Origin of the sequence: Antarctobacter sp. (assembly GCF_034670325.1) — a bacterium.
Lineage (GTDB): Bacteria > Pseudomonadota > Alphaproteobacteria > Rhodobacterales > Rhodobacteraceae > Antarctobacter.
Map to the genome: position 1 here is coordinate 328,813 of NZ_JAXMNR010000004.1, position 16,843 is coordinate 345,655.

A 16,843-nucleotide genomic window follows, 5' to 3' on the forward strand; every position below is an offset into this window, starting at 1 on the left:
AGGAAACGATGACGGACACATACAAAGTCCGATTGGAACCGGTAGGCGTGGAATTCGAGGTCGAAGAGGATGAAACCATCCTTGATGCCGCATTCCGCCAGGGCATCGCATTGCCCCACGGATGCAAGGAAGGACAGTGTTCGGCTTGCAAGTGCGTCCAGTTGGACGGCGAAACGGAGATGCTGAAATACTCCACCTTCGCCCTGAACGACATGGAAAAGGACAGCGGTCACATCCTGATGTGCCGGACACTGGCCTACAGCGATGTCGAGATCGAGCTGCTCAACTACGACGAAGAAGTCCTGGCGAAATCCATTCCGGTCAAGCAGTTCACCGGAAAGATCGTCGATTTCAATAAACTGACCCACGATATTCGCGGTGTCCAAATCGAACTGGACGCGCCTCTCAAATTTTGGGCGGGTCAATATGTCGACATCACGGTCAAAACAGAAATGGGGGAGGAGATTACACGCTCGTTCTCCATGGCAAATCCGCCGAGCGAAACCCAAAAACTTGGCTTCATCATCAAAAAATACCCAGACGGACGGTTCTCTAACGAACTCGACGACGGAGGCATCAAGGCGGGTGCCGAAGTGCGGGTCGAAGGACCCTACGGAATGTGTTTCCGACGGGAAGAGCGACAAGGACCGGTGATCCTTGTGGGTGCTGGGTCCGGGATGTCACCGGTCTGGTCGATCCTTAACGATCAGGTCACCAGCGGAGAGGATCGCCCGATCTATTTTTTCTACGGCGCGCGCAGCCAGAACGACCTGTTCAAGCTGGATGAAATCGGCGCGCTGACAGCGGCGCATCCGAATGTCGAGTTTATCCCGGTGCTCAGCCATGCCGATGATGACGACAGCTGGACCGGCGAACGCGGCTTTGTGCACGAATGTGTCGATACCCGGCTGAAGGCGCTTGGGATTGATGGCGAGGGCGATGTCTACGCCTGTGGTCCGCCGCCGATGATCGATGCCCTGTCGCCGGTGCTGTTCATGCACGACTTCGAAACCGACCGCATTTTCTACGACAAGTTCACCCCCACTTCCGGTTCTTCGGGCCACTGAATTCGGTCCGAACGCTAGTGACGTGAACTAAGAAACCAAGGGAGACTACCATGGTCGCAACATCCAGCTCAGTCGGATCCGGTGCCGCAGGTGCCGCGCAATTCGTTGGCTCGACAAGCCGCAAGTACAACTACTTTGAGCCGCGCGGAAAGCGGGCGACGCACTACGAGGACGTCACGGTTGACGTGCAACCCGATCCCGAACGCTATCTGATCCAGAACTGGATCATCGAGTTCGAAGGCGGCAAGGGCGGCGGCGCTTACGAAAAGGGCAACACCGCTGCGCAGTCGTCCAACTGGCATGCCTTCCGCGCGCCCGATCAGGAATGGGAACGGACCCACTACCAGCGTCAGGCCAAGATCGAGACGATGGTACAGAACGTCATCACCAACGCCCGCAAGGCCGGTGCGCACCGGACGTTCGACAAGGCATGGCAAACCGTTCTGCAGAAACATCTGGGCGCGTGGAAGCACGCGGAATTCGGCCTTGGCACCTCGCTCATGCAGGCGCAGCGCTATGGCTACACCCAGATGATCAACAACGCCACGCTGACCAACTCGTCCTACAAGATGCGCCTGACACAGGACATCACGCTGTACCTGGCCGAGATCGGCATGGACATCGACGGCTGGGACGACACGCTGGGCAAGAAGACCTGGCTGGAAGATCCAATCTGGCAGCCGTGCCGTCTGGCGATCGAGACGATCATGGGCTCTGAGGACTATCTGGAGCAGTATTTCGCCATCAACATCGTGTTCGAGCCGCTGGTGGGCGAACTGCTGCGCTCTGGCTTCTTCATGCAGGCTGCTGCTGCCAACAACGACTTCATCACGCCGCCGGTGATTTCCGCCGCCGAGGCCGACTATGAGCGCAATCTCGCGAACACGGTCGACCTGATCTACCTGCTGGCCAACGATGAACAGTTTGGTGCCCAGAACAAGGCGCTGTTCAAGACCTGGCTGGCCAAGCACCGCGACCTTGCCGAAAAGGCCGCCGCCGCACTGCAGCCGATCTGGTCGCAGCCGCACTCCAAACCGGTGTCATTTGAAGACGTCAAAGCCGTCTCTCATGAACGCCTGAGCCATATCCTCGCCGAGCTGGGCCTCGAATAAACCTCTGAAAAGGAATTGAAACATGTCTAGCACAGCGCGCAATGCGACCAAGCAGAACATCTTCAAGGCGATGAAGGACATCGACCTGAGCTCACGCGAAGTTTCGCACGAGTGTGGCGTCACCATGAACGACTCCGTCGAGGCCCGCGCCATCGCCGAGTTCATGGGGCAGGATCCGAAGGTGACCGTGACCTACAACCCGGCAACCATCCGGATCGACGGCGAAGGCAAGCTGATCTTCAAGATGGATGAGATCACCGAGTTCCTTGGCCGCGAAATGACGGCCGAGACCTTCGAGGTCAACACCTCCACCCACTATGGCCGCATGGTCCGGGTCGATGACGACACGGTGATCCTGTTCGGCGATATGAACGAGGTCATGGAATACATCTGACCCGCATTTGAACCCTTCCGGGGCCACCGCCGCGTCGGCCCCGGAAGCGCACCAGACACGTTATCGACACTTCAGGGAGGACACCATGTTCAAGACACCGCAAGGCAAAGAGGTTTTCGTGCTCGACGGGCACACCCATTTCTGGGACGGCAGCCCGGAAAATCAGGCCAACGTGCACGGCAAGCAATTCATTGACTGCTTTTATGCCTATCATACCAACCTCAGCCCGCCCGAAGAGCTGTGGGAAAAGGCCAAGTTCGACAAGCAGTCCGAGGACGACATCTATCGCGACCTGTTTGTTGACGGTCCTGACGACATGGCGATCATCCAGACCACTGTTCTGAAGGATTTCTACAAGCAGGGCTTTGGCTGTCTGGAACGGTCGAACGAGATGGCCAAGCGTCATCCCGAACGCTTTATCGTCAACGGGTCTTTCGATCCGCGCGATGGTGAGCAGGCGCTGGAATACATCCACTACATGAAGGAAACCTACGACATTTCCGGCGTGAAGATGTACACTGCCGAATGGCATGGCGACAGCAAGGGCTGGGCGCTCAACGATCCTGCGGCCTACAAGTGCTTTGAGCTGTGCGACAAGCTGGGCATCAAGAACATCCACGTCCACAAGGGCCCGACCATCATTCCGCTGTCCAAGGACGCCTTCAGCGTCGATGACGTGGACTATGCCGCCACCGATTTCCAGAACCTGAACTGGATCGTTGAGCATTGCGGATTGCCGCGCCTGGATGATTTCTGCTGGATCGCGACGCAGGAAACCAATGTCTATGCCGGGCTCGCGGTGGTGATGCCCTTCATCCATTCGCGCCCGCGCTACTTTGGCGAAGTCATGGCGGAATTGCTGTGGTGGATCGGTGAGGACAAGATCCTGTTCGGGTCGGACTACGCGATCTGGACGCCGAAATGGCTGGTCGAGAAGTTCTGGGACTATCAGATCCCCGAGGACATCTCTGCCGAGCGTGGTGGCGTGCAACTGACCGACGAGATCAAGGAAAAGATCCTCGGGCTGAACGCGGCCAAGCTGTACAACATCGACGTCGAGGCCAAGAAGTCCCAACTGGCCGGTTCCCCCGTCCAGATCGCGGCGGAGTGATCCGATGCTGGTTGCCAATCTACAGGCTGAACTGGAGATCGAAGTCTGGGAGCGTCTCGACGCTGTGACGGACCCGGAACTCGACGAGCCCATTACCGACATGGGCTTTGTCGAGCGGATCGAGGTGACGGATGCAAGACAGGTGAGAGTCGATTTTCGGCTCCCCACCTACTGGTGTTCGCCGAACTTCGCGTTCCTGATGGCCTTCGGTATCCGGCGCGAGGTGATGGCCCTTCCGTGGGTGGTCGAGGCCAATGTGCACCTGAACGACCATTGCTTTGGTGACAAGGTCAACGAAGGGGTCAACAGCGGGCGTGAATATCACGACGTCTTTGCCGAGTACTGTGATGGTGCCCGGCTGGACGAAGTGGTGCAGACTTTCCTGGCCAAGGCGTTCGATCGCCGTCAGGAAACCGTGATGTTGGGGTTGCAGGGGCTTGGCCTGTGCCCGGCAGAGATCGTGTCGATGACGCTTGGCCAGTTGCGCATGGTGCGTTTCGAAGGGGAAGAGGAGCTTCGTCAGACACCGCGTTACATCGAACTGTTGATGGCCGAAGGGCTGGCGAAAGCCTCCGCTGATCTGGCGTTCCCAACATGGGAAGGGCAGCCAATTCAGCCGGTGGACCTGTCGGAACATCTTGCCCGCCTGCGCAGCACGCGGATCAACATGGAGTTCAACGGCGCGCTGTGCCGGGGACTGGCCAAGACACGTTACAAAGAGGTCGAGATCGGACCGGACGGTCCGACGCTGGTCGATTTCATCGCAGGGCGCGTGCCGCCCCGTGAAGAGGTCGGCGCGCGCCGCTAGGCCGCGGAAACACCAAGAAACTTTAGGGAGGACGCCCGGGTAAGGCCCCGCGGCGAAGGAGGAAGATATGGCTAAACTCATGGTACATGGCAAGGTTGCCCGCAACTGTCTGGCCCGCGGGGTTGCCCGGCTGGCCGCGGCGGTGGAACCCACCCTTGGCCCCAAGGGGCTGAACGCGATGATCGACCGCCCGGTGGGTACACCGCTTGTCACCCGCGACGGCGTCAGCATCGCATCAGAAATCGCGTTGCGCGACCGGTTTGAGAACATGGGCGCGCAGGTTGTCCGCGAAGTCTCGATGCAGACCAACGATGTGGCGGGGGACGGCACCACGACGGCAATCGTGCTGGCCAATGCGCTGATCCAGCGCGGCGTTGATCTGACCGACGCAGGTGCGAAACCGGTAGATTTGTGCAAGGGCATCGACCTTGCCGTGTCGCGGGTTGTCGCCGCGATTGATGCCTCATCGCTTAGCTGCGACGATCACCCCGAATACCTTCAGGCCGTGGCGCGCGTGTCGTCAACCGATCCCAAACTGGGCGAACTGGTGGCCGAAGCCTACAGCCGCGTCGGCCGCGATGGCGTGATTTCCGCTGACTTTGGCGTGACCATCGAGACTACGATGGAAGTGGTCGAAGGCATGTCCTTTGAGCGCGGATACATCTCTCACCACATGGTCACGGACCGCGAGAACATGGAAGCGGTGCTGCGCAATCCCCTGATCCTGTTGACGGATCAAAAAATCCTCAAGCCTGAGATTCTGGATCAGGCAATTTCCATCGCGGATGGCGAAAACCGGCCGCTGCTGATTGTCGCCGAAGAGATCGCGCCCGAAGTGGTGGTCAAACTGCTCGAAAACGGAGGGGCGGGGAAATACCTGATCGTGCATCCGCCGGAATACGGCAACTGGCGCACCGCGATGATGGACGATCTGGCCATCCTGACCGGCGGCGAGGTTCTGGCGCGCGATCTGGGCAAAAAGATCGAAAACGTCACCCGTGCGCAGCTTGGCGGGGCAGAAACCGTGCGCTCGCATGCCTCTGGTACCTCGATCCTGCGGGGCGAGGGCGATCCGGATGCGATCACGGCACGTCGCAATCAGGTGCAGCGTCAGCATGACAACGCGCCGCCCAACATCGACAAGGACAAGCTGCGTGAGCGCCTGTCCAAGCTGACCGGCGGCAGCGCGATCATTTATGCGGGCGGTTTCACCCCGGTCGAACAAAAGCGGACGATCCAGCTGATCGAAGATGCGCTTTGCGCGGTTCAGGCGGCGGCTGAGGACGGTGTGGTCGCCGGTGGCGGCACGGCTCTGGCGCAGATCGGGTCCTGTCTCGACAACCTTGATGCGCTGGGTGACGTGGCCAAGGGCATTCAGCTTGTCCGGTCGATCCTGACCGACCCAGTGCGTCGCATTGCGCGCAATGCGGGGGCGGATGTTGCCGCTGTGGCGCAGGCGGTGGCCGAAGGCGCGCCGGGCCATGGCTACAACGCGGCAACGGGCGTCTTTGGCGACATGTACGCCGCCGGAATCATCGACCCGGCGCGTGTGCCGGCCAGCGCACTGGTCAATGCCGCCTCTGTCGCGACCCTGATCCTGACGACCGAAACCCTTGTTGGCGATCTCGACGAAGGTGAGGCCGATCCGACCGAAGGACCTGCCCTTGGTGGCGGTTCCGAACTGCTGGGCCGGGCCTGACCTCTCTGTGAAATCACGGGGCCGGCCCATGTCCGAGCCGGCCCCATCAGTCCGAAGGAATGAGATCATGAAAGCAGCAAGACTATACGAATACGACCCCGCGATGAACGTCCAACTCAGGATCGAAGACGTAAGCGCCCCCACGATCACCGCCCCGAATGAGGTGATCGTCAAGGTCGGCGCGGCCGGCCTATGCCGCACCGACCTGCATATCATCGAAGGGGTGTGGAAGGACATCATGGACGGAGAAGGCAGCCTTTTGCCGTACACTCTGGGCCACGAGAATGCGGGCTGGGTCGAGGATGTCGGCAGCGCCGTAACCTCTGTCAAACCCGGTGACGCGGTGATCTGCCATCCGTTCAACAGCTGCGGTATCTGTCTGAACTGCCGCTACGGCCATGATATGTATTGCGATCACGGGCTGTTCCCGGGCCTTGGTCTGGACGGCGGCTTTGCCGAGTATTTCAAGACCAGCGAAAAGTCCCTGATCAAGTTGAACACCGGCATCACGCCGCTGTCCGTGGCCCCGATGGCCGATGCGGGCATCACCGCCTACCGCGCCGCCAAGAAGGCCGCCAAGCTGGTCAACCCCGGCGGCTATATCCTGCTTTTGGGGATCGGCGGGCTGGGCCACATCGCGCTTCAGGTGCTCAAGCACACCTCTGGTGCGCGGATCATTGCAGTGGACAGGGAACCTGCGGCGCAGGCGCTGGCGCGGGAACTGGGCGCGGACATTGTTCTGGACGGCGGCCCGGATCTGATCGAGCAGGTCAAGGAGGTCACCGGCGGCGGCGCGCATGTGGCGATCGATTTCGTCGGTGAGCACGGGACCGAAAACATCTGCTGGAAGCTGCTGCGCCAGGGCGGTGAATTGATCATGGTCGGCTATGGCGGCACGGTCGAGGTGCCGACGCTGGAACTGGTCGCCAATGAGATCAAGATCGGCGGCAGCCTCGTGGGCGATTTCGTCGAACTGGTCGAGTTGATGGAGCTGAACGCCGACGGCTTGGTGAAGATGCACCAGACCGAATACAGCCTCGCCAACATCAATCAGGCGATTTCCGACTTCAAGGATCGCAAGTTCACCGGGCGGGGTGTGATCGTTCCCTGACCGCCTGCTTTCAGTATCCAGATGCGCCTTGGGGGACCCAATCCTCTGACCAAGGCGTCTGCCCTGCGGCCCGCTCCTCCCTGTCATTGCCGCAGGGCCCCAATTCATACAACCGCCGAGGACGTAATGGCCAAAGCAATACACTCCATGATCCGTGTGCTGAACGAGGACCGCTCTGTCGCCTTTTACCAAAAGGCGTTCGGTCTGACCGTTGCGGACCGGATCGATTTCGACGGCTTCACCCTTGTTTATCTGTCCAATGACGAGGCCGGGTTTGAGCTTGAACTGACCATCAACAAGGGCACGACCGAGCCTTATGACCTGGGCAACGGTTATGGCCATCTGGCTGTCAGCGTCGAGGACGTCGCGGCCGAACACGCCCGGTTCGAGGCGGCGGGGCTGTCCCCTCGCAAGCTGGTCGATTTCAAACATGACGGGCAGACGCTGGCCCACTTCTTCTTTGTTCAGGACCCCGATGGCTACGAGATCGAGGTCCTGCAAAGGGCGGGACGTTTCAAATAAGCGCAATCAAGGAAAGGGAGGACACCATGTCAATTCGCAAGCAAACACTGACACGACGCCAGCTGCTGTCGCAAAGCGCCCTGTTCGGAGCAAGTTTCGCCATCGGCACCGGCTTTGTCGCCGGACAGGCCAAGGCCGCCAACTGGGCGGTCGAGGTCGCGCACCTGAAGCCGGAAACCATGGCGACGCTGATCCAGATGGCGCGCGATATCTATCCGCATGATCAGGTGGCGGATGAATTCTACGCCATCGCGGTCAAGGGCTATGACACCGCCGAATCCGCTGCTGCGATCGAAGCCGGAATTGCCGGGCTGAACGCCGCCGCGCAGGGCATCGGATACGCCAGGTATATCGACATCGGCTGGGAGCGAGACCGGGTGGACCTGTTGCGCGCAATGGAAAGCAGCCCCTTCTTCCAGCAGGTCCGGGGTGGCCTTGTGACGGGTCTCTACAACCAAAAGGCCGTCTGGCCGATCTTTGGCTACGAGGGCGAGAGCTTTACCAAAGGCGGCTACATCGACCGCGGTTTCGACGACATCAATTGGCTTTGAGGGGGTTAGAGCAATGACTGCACCTTTTGATCTGAACGATGACAACGTCGTCGTCATCATCGGAACCGGCGCCGGTGGCGGTGTGCTGGCCAATGAACTTGCCCAAAAAGGCGTCTCGGTGGTCGCGCTGGAAGCGGGCGGCAGGTATCTGCCCGAGGATTATATCAACGACGAATGGGACAGCTTTGGCCAACTGGCCTGGACCGATCCCCGGACGACGTCAGGCGATTGGCGCGTGGCCAAGGACTTCAGCGGCTTGCCCGCGTGGATCGTCAAGGCGGTCGGCGGCACCACAACCCATTGGGCGGGGGCCTCGCTGCGCTTTCAGGATCACGAATGGAAGGCGCGCACGACCTATGGCGATGTGCAGGGCGCGAACCTGCTGGATTGGCCGATCGACCCGCGTGAGATGGACGCCTATTACACCAAGGCCGAGGATAAGCTGGGCGTAACCCGCACCAATGGCCGCGCCGGTCTGCCGGGCAACAACAACTACAAGGTCTTTGAAAAAGGCGCCAAGGCGTTGGGCTATGAAAAGGTCCACACCGGTCGAATGGCGATCAACTCCGCCGACAATGACGACCGATTGGCCTGCCAACAGACGGGGTTTTGCTTTCAGGGCTGCAAGTGGGGGGCCAAGTGGTCGTCCGCCTACACCGACATTCCGCGCGGGGAAGCGACCGGAAATCTGGAGGTGCGCGAGCGGTGCCATGTGATGCGGATCGAGCATGACCAGCAAGGCAAGGTGACAGGCGTTGTCTATGTGGACGCCGATGGCAACCAACAGCAGCAAAAGGCGCGCGTTGTCTGCGTGGCGGGCAACTCGATCGAAAGCCCGCGACTGCTGCTGAACTCGGCTTCGTCGATGTTCCCGGACGGGCTGGCCAACAGTTCGGGGCAGGTGGGGCGCAACTATATGCGGCATGTGACCGGCTCGGTCTATGCCACCTTTGACAAACCGGTGCGCATGTGGCGCGGCACCACCATGGCGGGCATCATTCAGGACGAGGCGGTTAACGATCCGTCGCGCGGCTTTGTCGGTGGTTATGAGCTGGAAACGCTGGCGCTAGGACTGCCATTCATGGCGGCCTTCCTTGATCCCGGTGGCTGGGGGCGCGAGTTCACCACCGCGCTCGACCATTATGAGAACATGGCCGGGATGTGGATTGTCGGTGAGGACATGCCGCAGGAGACCAACCGGATCACCCTGAACCACGGCGTGACCGATCAGCACGGATTGCCGGTGGCCGATGTGCATTTCGACGATCACCCCAATGACATCGCCATGCGCAGCCATGCCTACAAGCAGGGTATCGCGGTTTACGAGGCGGTGGGCGCGACGCGGGTCTTTCCAACGCCGCCCTATCCGTCGACCCACAATCTGGGCACCAACCGGATGTCAACCAACGCACGCGACGGGGTGGTCAATGCGCATGGGCAAACCCATGACATCGCCAACCTCTTTGTGTCGGACGGCAGTCAGTTCACGACAGGGGCGGCGGAAAACCCGACGTTGACCATCGTGGCACTGGCAATCCGGCAAGCCGATTTCATCGCCTCGGAACTGAACCGCCAGACCCTCTGAGAGGGCCGTATCCACAAGTGACCGGTGCCCCGCCAGACGGGGCGCCGCCTAAGTGCGCTTGGGCGCATGAGCCAAACCAAAAATTCCGAATGAGGGAGAGAGAAACAATGGACGGGAATGACATGCGTCTGGGGGGCGGTTGCCCTGTGATGCACGGCGCGACAAATGTCGCGGGACGCAGCAACCGGGACTGGTGGCCGAACCAGCTTAACCTGCGGATCCTGCATCAGCACGGACCGGCCTCTGATCCGATGCCCGAAGGGTTCGACTATGCCAAGGCGTTCGAGGCGCTGGATCTGGACGCGGTCAAGGCCGACCTGACCGGGCTGATGACCGACAGCAAGGACTGGTGGCCCGCCGATTATGGCCACTACGGACCGTTTTTTATCCGCATGGCGTGGCACAGCGCGGGCACCTACCGCACCGCCGACGGGCGCGGTGGCGCATCAACCGGCACGCAACGGTTTGCACCGCTGAACTCTTGGCCGGACAATGGCAATCTGGACAAGGCGCGGCGGCTGTTGTGGCCGATCAAAGAGAAATACGGCAACGCGCTGTCATGGGCCGATCTGATGATCCTTGCCGGCAATGTCGCCATCGAAAGCATGGGCAGCCAGACCTTTGGCTTTGCTGGCGGGCGCAAAGATGTCTGGGCCCCGGAAGAAGACATCTATTGGGGGTCAGAGACGGATTGGCTGGGGGATGCGCGCTATTCCGGCGACCGCGCGTTGGAAAACCCGCTCGCCGCCGTGCAGATGGGTCTGATCTACGTCAATCCCGAAGGGCCGAACGGCAATCCCGATCCCATCGCCTCTGGCCGTGATATCCGCGACACCTTTGGCCGGATGGCGATGAACGACGAAGAGACGGTGGCGCTGGTTGCGGGCGGGCATACCTTTGGCAAGGCGCATGGCGCGGGCGATCCGGCTCTGGTGGCCGCCGAACCCGAAGCATCCCCGCTACAGGACATGGGGTTTGGCTGGAAGAACGGCCATAAGACGGGCAGGGGCGTGGACACCACGACCTCTGGCATCGAAGGGCCGTGGACGGCAAACCCGACGCAATGGGACAACGGCTATTTCGATGTGCTGTTCGGCTATGACTGGGAACTGACCAAAAGCCCCGCTGGCGCGCATATCTGGCACGCCAAGGAACTGCGGGACATTGATCATGCGCCACAGGTCGATGGATCAGGCCGCAAGGTGCCGGTGATGATGACCACTGCCGACATGGCGATGCGGATGGACCCGGTCTATGGCCCTATCTCCAAGCGGTTCCACGAAAATCCCGACGACTTTGCAGAGGCCTTTGCCCGCGCATGGTTCAAACTGACCCATCGCGATATGGGGCCCAAGGCCTGCTATCTGGGCAAAGAGGTCCCGTCCGAAGACCTGATCTGGCAGGATCCGGTTCCGGCGGTGGATCACCCTCTGATCGACGATAAGGATATCGCCGAACTGAAGGCGGAAATCCTGGGCTCTGGCCTGTCGGTGACGGATCTTGTCTGGACGGCATGGGCCTCTGCGTCGACGTTCCGTGGTTCGGACAAGCGCGGCGGGGCCAATGGCGCGCGCATTCGCCTTGCCCCGCAGAAAGACTGGGAGGTCAACGAACCGGCCCGGCTTGCCCGCGTTCTGGATGTCATCAGCGGCATTGCGGCGGATTTCAACGGGGGCGCGTCGGGCGGCAAGAAGGTCTCACTGGCCGATCTGATTGTTCTGGGAGGCAACGCAGCGGTCGAAGAGGCCGCCCGCGACGGTGAGCAGGATATCGCTATTCCGTTCACGCCCGGCAGAACCGATGCCAGCGCGGAACAGACTGACGCCGGGTCCTTTGATCCGATGGAGCCTGTCGCTGACGGTTTCCGCAACTACGAAAAAGCGGCCTACACCGTTCCGGCGGAGGCGCTGCTGATCGACAAGGCGCAACTGCTGGGCCTCAGCGCGCCGGAAATGACGGCGCTGGTTGGCGGGTTGCGCAGCCTTGGCGTGACCTATGACCAGTCGGCCTTGGGCATTCTGACGAACCGCCCCGGAACGCTTACCGCCGACTTCTTTGCGAACATCCTCGACATGGACACCAAATGGATGCCGATCAACGGCGACGAGCGGGTATTCGAAGGTTGTGACCGTGCCAGTGGCGCCAAGAAATGGACCGCTTCGCGCGTCGATCTGGTGTTTGGCTCCAACTCGCAACTGCGGGCGTTGGCAGAGGTCTATGCAAGCACTGGCAATGAGCCGCTGTTTGTCCAGGACTTCGTTGCGGCATGGACCAAGGTGATGAACGCGGACCGGTTTGACCTGAACTGAGGTCATTGAACCGGTCCGGTGAATAAAACTGTGTTGAGTTTCTGAACAGATCCCGGGCCGGCCTGTCTGGCCCGGGATCACCAAGGTGACCGGGAAGCCGTTGACCCTGAGGGGAAAAACAAGACCGACCGGATCGAACCATCTTTGAACATCGCGGAAGACCGCTGTCCAATGGATGGGGGCACCGCGAATAACAATGGAAATCGACCTGCCTGCTTGGTAGGTTCTCGCAATGGGAGGAACAGGTGGTGGACATTTTTTCGAAACGCGATGGTCCGCGTCTGGAAGACGTGAAGGCCAAGCGGATTTTGTCCGAAAACGCGGGTACGATACGCAAGCTGGCTGACCAGATCAGCGGCGGCGGCTATTCGCAGATGCGCGCCGATGAGGCGCGGCGCAAGGAAGGTCCAAAGCCTGACGGCCTGATCATCCATGACCTCAAGGCGCGGAACCGCGTCGACGTGCCTGAACCTTATGTCAAAATCAGCCTGAACAACCGCGTTGTTCTTGTCGATAAGGCAAGCGGTCTTCAGCTTCAGATGTTGGGAGAGATCCGGGGCAACTTCATGTCCAAACGTTTCGTGCTGTGCACAAAGGAAAACGGGTTCTTTTCTCCGGTCGATGCAGAGGTGGCTGACCTGATCGGTCATCTTGATCAGGTGGAACTGACTGAGGCGTTCACCGAAGCGGATCTTGCTGCGCAACTGGAGTCTCTGCTTGTTCCATCAGAGGACTGATCGACAAGCCCGCTAATTAGTGACCAAAGTAAAGAGTCGGAAGGAAACGGCGTTTTGGCTTTGAAAAGGCCAAAGCAACAGGATCGAAAAGCAAGAGGGCCGAGTGATTGCCAAACAACTCCAGCTATTCGGAAAATGAGACCCGCAACGCTTGGGAACGCTTCCTTACCTCTGGAACGGGGGCCGACGAAGGGCGGGTGACCGTTCGCGACGAGATTCTGGATTCCTGGAAGCGCAGCAAGAAAATGGGCGTCGATGCCTGTAGTCCGGCATCGCGTAAGATCGTGGACGAGAACCAGATCTTTTTGCGGCGCGAACGCAATGCCGCCCTGCGACGGGCGGCATCTTCGGCGTTTAAACGGCTGGAGCCGCATCTGGTCGAAGCCAAGACCATCCTGATCCTCGCCGACGATCAGGGCGTTATCATCGACGCGATTGGCGATGAACTCGTGCTCGACGAAGGTCAGGAAATCCACCTTGAGATTGGTGGCGACTGGAACGAAAGCATGATCGGCACCAATGGGATCGGGACGGTTCTGCAAACCGGAAAACCGGCCTATGTTCATGCCAGCGAACATTTCGTCGAAGGCGTGCAGTCGTGGACCTGCGCGGGCGCGCCCATCCATGACCCGCTGACCCAGACAGTGATCGGGGTGGTTGATTTATCCGGTCCGCCGCAGATCTTTCAACAACACAACGTGGCCTTGGTGCTGGCTATGGCACGGGAAATAGAGATCGCGCTGGCCGAACAGCGACAGGCGGAACGCACCCAACTGCTCGAAGCCTTTCTGATGTCTGACTACTCGCGCGCGCATGACAGTGTCGTTCTGGTGGATCAGGCTGGTCGGGTCCTGTTTCGACGGGGTCTGAATGACGGCGTGCTCCGCAGTGCCCGGGAATTGTCGGTCGGCCACAAGCTGCTGCCAAAACTCGAAGGTCTGTCAGATCAGGACATCCCGAAACTACTGCCTCTCAACGTCGAAGCGGAAGGCATCGAGAGACTGAAACTCGAAGGCGTGTTCCGCGGGGCGGCGCTGTTTTTGAAAGACAAGAGCAGGCTGAAATCCAACAGCAGAGAGAGCTGCAAGATCAAGCCGCGTGCCAATGTGGCCGAAGAGCAAATTCAGATCGTCGGGTCGTCGCCGAAGATGATCGACGCAATCGGGCTGGCGGAACGGGCCGCGATGGCCAATGTGTCGGTCCTGATCCACGGTGAAACCGGCGTCGGAAAAGAACTGTTCGCGCGGCTGATCCACGACCGGCTGCCAAATGCCAAAGCCCCCTATGTGCCGGTTAATTGTGCCGCCATTTCCAGCGACCTGATCGGTGCAGAACTTTTTGGCTATGCTGACGGCGCTTTCACCGGTGCGACGCGCGGTGGACGGGTGGGCAAGTTCGAACTGGCCAACAAAGGCCTGCTGTGTCTGGACGAGATCGGTGATATGCCCATCGAATTGCAGCCTTACCTGTTGCGGGCGCTAGAGCAGCGCGCGATTTACCGGGTCGGCGACAACCAGCGACGCCCGGTCGATGTGCGGCTTGTCGCGATGACGAACCGCGATCTGCGGACCGAGATCGAAAAGGGGAACTTTCGCCGCGACTTGTTCTATCGCATCAGCGTCATGACGATTGAGGTGCCGCCGCTGCGCGAGCGTGGCAATGATGTTGTGGATCTGGTCCACCATTTCTCTGTGATCTTCGCGGCGGAAACCAACCGTCCGCCGATTATCTTTACCGATAAGGCACTGGAGAAATTGAAGGGGTACAAGTGGCCGGGCAACGTGCGCGAACTGCGCAATGTGATCCAGAGGTTCTACCTGATCAAGACCGACAACGTGGTGACGGAACGGGATATGCCGCCGGAGATCCTTGACGACTACGAAGGCAGCGACGTGGACTCTCTGGAACATATTCTTGGCGGCAATTCGGGTGATCTGGAAAGCATTGAGGCCAGCGCCATTCGGCGCACCATCATCGCGGAGAACGGCAACTTGACGCGTGTGTCGGCGGTTCTGGGCATTTCCCGACCGACGTTGTACCGAAAGATGAAACGCTATCACATCCGCAAAACCTGACGTCGCCACGTGCGGGCAGGGTGTCTTAGGGCCGCTGGAAACTGCGCTTGCCAAGCTTTTGTCTAGGCTTTGGTTGGTGCGGGATCACCAGCCGGGTCTGGCCGTTAGTCCGGCGTGCAATGCCGTTGGTAGGCCCGTTCAGGTCAAGTGACATTGGGTAAGGTGTTTGTCTTGACGGCCTCAACCCGAGGTCGTCCCCCAAAATCAGACCGCCATACACAGCGCAGCCAACATCCGAAATCCGCAGGGTTTTGCTGGACATCTCCGAAGTCCCGCTGCACATCGGGACGTCTCGTCTGGCCAATCGGCATGGGCGAGAAGTTGCTGTTTTGGATTTCGGACCGACGCTAGGTTGGACCGTGATCAGCTTGGAGGCCAGACATGGAATTTATCGCCAAAGCGACCGCATTGGTAGGTGGAACGGTGGCGCTCTTGCGCCGTATGGGATCACCCGCACATCAGGCTGTCGGTGCGCAACCGCAGATTCCGGATGCCAAGAAGCAGGGTATCATGACGTTGAAGATGCCCGTTGCCCAAGGGTGGAAGGACGGTCACGTCCCGACATGCGCGCCCGGCCTCAAGGTCAACGCATTTGCAACCGGGCTAGAGCATCCCCGGTGGATCGAGGTTCTGCCCAACGGCGACGTCCTTGTGGCGGAATCGAAAGAGCAGGCAGGACCGCCCAAAACCCTGATGGACCACGCGGCGCAAGCCACAATGCGACGGGCCAAGGCAATCGGCAAGAGTGCCAACCGTGTCTCTTTGTGGCGCGACGCAGATGGTGACGGCGTCGCCGAGATCCGCGAAGTCTTTGTCGAAAACCAGAACCAGCCCTTTGGCATGGCGCTGATCGGGACCAAATTCTACCTTGGCAATACAGATGGAATTGTGGCTTTCGAGTACACTCCGGATGCCACATCGTTGGCGGGACCCGGCCAAAGGCTGGTCGAGTTCAAGCCGCATGGTCACTGGACACGCAGCCTGATCGTGTCGCCGGATGGCTCAAAGATTTATGCGGGCGTCGGGTCTTTGTCGAACATCGCGGATCAGGGCATGGCGGTCGAAGAGGGCCGCGCGGCGATCTGGGAACTGGATGTCGAGACTGGAAACGCCCGCATCTTTGCCTCGGGCCTGCGCAATGCCGTCGGCATGGCATGGGAGCCGACAACCGGGGTGCTTTGGACCGTTGTCAATGAACGCGACGGTCTGGGGGATGAGACGCCCCCGGATTACCTGACCTCGGTGCAGGAAGGGGGCTTTTACGGCTGGCCCTATTGCTATTGGGGCAGCACCGTGGACGACCGGGTACCGCAAGACGCGGCATTGGTCGCCCGCGCGATCACGCCGGATTATGCGTTGGGCGGGCATACGGCGTCGCTTGGGTTGTGTTGGATGCCCGAAGGCACCTTGCCCGGTTTCGGCGATGGCATGGTGATCGGACAGCATGGATCATGGAACCGCTCCAAGCTGAGCGGCTACAAGTTGATCTTTGTCCCGTTCACAAACGGCGCGCCAAGTGGCCCGCCGCGTGACATCCTGAGCGGTTTCCTGTCCGACGATGAAAAGATTGCCTACGGGCGTCCGGTTGGCGTGACGATCGGGGCGGACGGAAAGTCACTTCTGATGGCGGATGACGTGGGTGACGTGATCTGGCGGGTGACGGGCGCGTAGGTCGGGTCTTTTCCGACTGCGCTTGGGTATGTGACCTGCGGGCCAAGGCACCACGCCAAGCCGCGCAGGTTGCTGCCACTGTTCGGGACAT

14 protein-coding genes are annotated in these 16,843 nt (G+C 60.1%); all 14 read left to right on the top strand.

The features are described 5' to 3' along the window. The first annotated feature begins 8 nt into the window (after positions 1 to 8). Positions 9 to 1,067 (top strand): 2Fe-2S iron-sulfur cluster binding domain-containing protein, encoded by a 1,059-nt coding sequence (locus tag VOI21_RS12235; protein WP_323770159.1) that lies wholly within the window; start codon positions 9 to 11, stop codon positions 1,065 to 1,067. A 50-nt stretch (positions 1,068 to 1,117) separates the two neighbouring features. After that, positions 1,118 to 2,179, top strand: a complete 1,062-nt coding sequence (locus VOI21_RS12240; protein WP_323770160.1) for an aromatic/alkene monooxygenase hydroxylase subunit beta — start codon at positions 1,118 to 1,120, stop codon at positions 2,177 to 2,179. A gap of 22 nt (positions 2,180 to 2,201) precedes the next feature. After that, positions 2,202 to 2,573 carry an MmoB/DmpM family protein gene (locus VOI21_RS12245; RefSeq protein ID WP_323770161.1) on the top strand — a complete coding sequence of 124 codons (372 nt, stop codon included), beginning with the start codon at positions 2,202 to 2,204 and terminating at the stop codon, positions 2,571 to 2,573. 85 nt (positions 2,574 to 2,658) lie between these two features. Next, positions 2,659 to 3,684: an amidohydrolase family protein gene (locus tag VOI21_RS12250; RefSeq protein WP_323770162.1), complete on the top strand. Its 1,026-nt coding sequence runs from the start codon at positions 2,659 to 2,661 to the stop codon at positions 3,682 to 3,684. Positions 3,685 to 3,688: 4 nt separating this feature from the next. Then, positions 3,689 to 4,492 (top strand): iron-sulfur cluster assembly protein, encoded by an 804-nt coding sequence (locus VOI21_RS12255; protein WP_323770163.1) that lies wholly within the window; start codon positions 3,689 to 3,691, stop codon positions 4,490 to 4,492. A gap of 67 nt (positions 4,493 to 4,559) precedes the next feature. Then, positions 4,560 to 6,191, top strand: coding sequence for a chaperonin GroEL (groEL, locus tag VOI21_RS12260; protein WP_323770164.1), 1,632 nt, complete (start codon positions 4,560 to 4,562; stop codon positions 6,189 to 6,191). Positions 6,192 to 6,258: 67 nt separating this feature from the next. After that, entirely contained in the window at positions 6,259 to 7,302 is a 1,044-nt protein-coding gene (locus tag VOI21_RS12265; protein ID WP_323770165.1) for an NAD(P)-dependent alcohol dehydrogenase, read from the top strand. A 126-nt stretch (positions 7,303 to 7,428) separates the two neighbouring features. Then, entirely contained in the window at positions 7,429 to 7,824 is a 396-nt protein-coding gene (locus VOI21_RS12270; protein ID WP_323770166.1) for a VOC family protein, read from the top strand. Between the two features lie 26 nt (positions 7,825 to 7,850). Next, positions 7,851 to 8,375 (top strand): Twin-arginine translocation pathway signal, encoded by a 525-nt coding sequence (locus VOI21_RS12275; protein ID WP_323770167.1) that lies wholly within the window; start codon positions 7,851 to 7,853, stop codon positions 8,373 to 8,375. A gap of 13 nt (positions 8,376 to 8,388) precedes the next feature. Continuing rightward, complete coding sequence (locus VOI21_RS12280) at positions 8,389 to 9,960, top strand: GMC family oxidoreductase (protein WP_323770168.1); 1,572 nt, start codon at positions 8,389 to 8,391, stop codon at positions 9,958 to 9,960. Positions 9,961 to 10,067: 107 nt separating this feature from the next. Next, positions 10,068 to 12,269 carry a catalase/peroxidase HPI gene (gene katG / locus VOI21_RS12285; RefSeq protein WP_323770169.1) on the top strand — a complete coding sequence of 734 codons (2,202 nt, stop codon included), beginning with the start codon at positions 10,068 to 10,070 and terminating at the stop codon, positions 12,267 to 12,269. 245 nt (positions 12,270 to 12,514) lie between these two features. Then, entirely contained in the window at positions 12,515 to 13,006 is a 492-nt protein-coding gene (locus tag VOI21_RS12290) for a hypothetical protein (RefSeq protein ID WP_323770170.1), read from the top strand. Positions 13,007 to 13,113: 107 nt separating this feature from the next. After that, positions 13,114 to 15,081, top strand: a complete 1,968-nt coding sequence (locus tag VOI21_RS12295; RefSeq protein WP_323770171.1) for a sigma-54-dependent Fis family transcriptional regulator — start codon at positions 13,114 to 13,116, stop codon at positions 15,079 to 15,081. Positions 15,082 to 15,462: 381 nt separating this feature from the next. Further along, positions 15,463 to 16,752, top strand: a complete 1,290-nt coding sequence (locus VOI21_RS12300) for a sorbosone dehydrogenase family protein (protein WP_323770172.1) — start codon at positions 15,463 to 15,465, stop codon at positions 16,750 to 16,752. Positions 16,753 to 16,843: the final 91 nt, after the last annotated feature.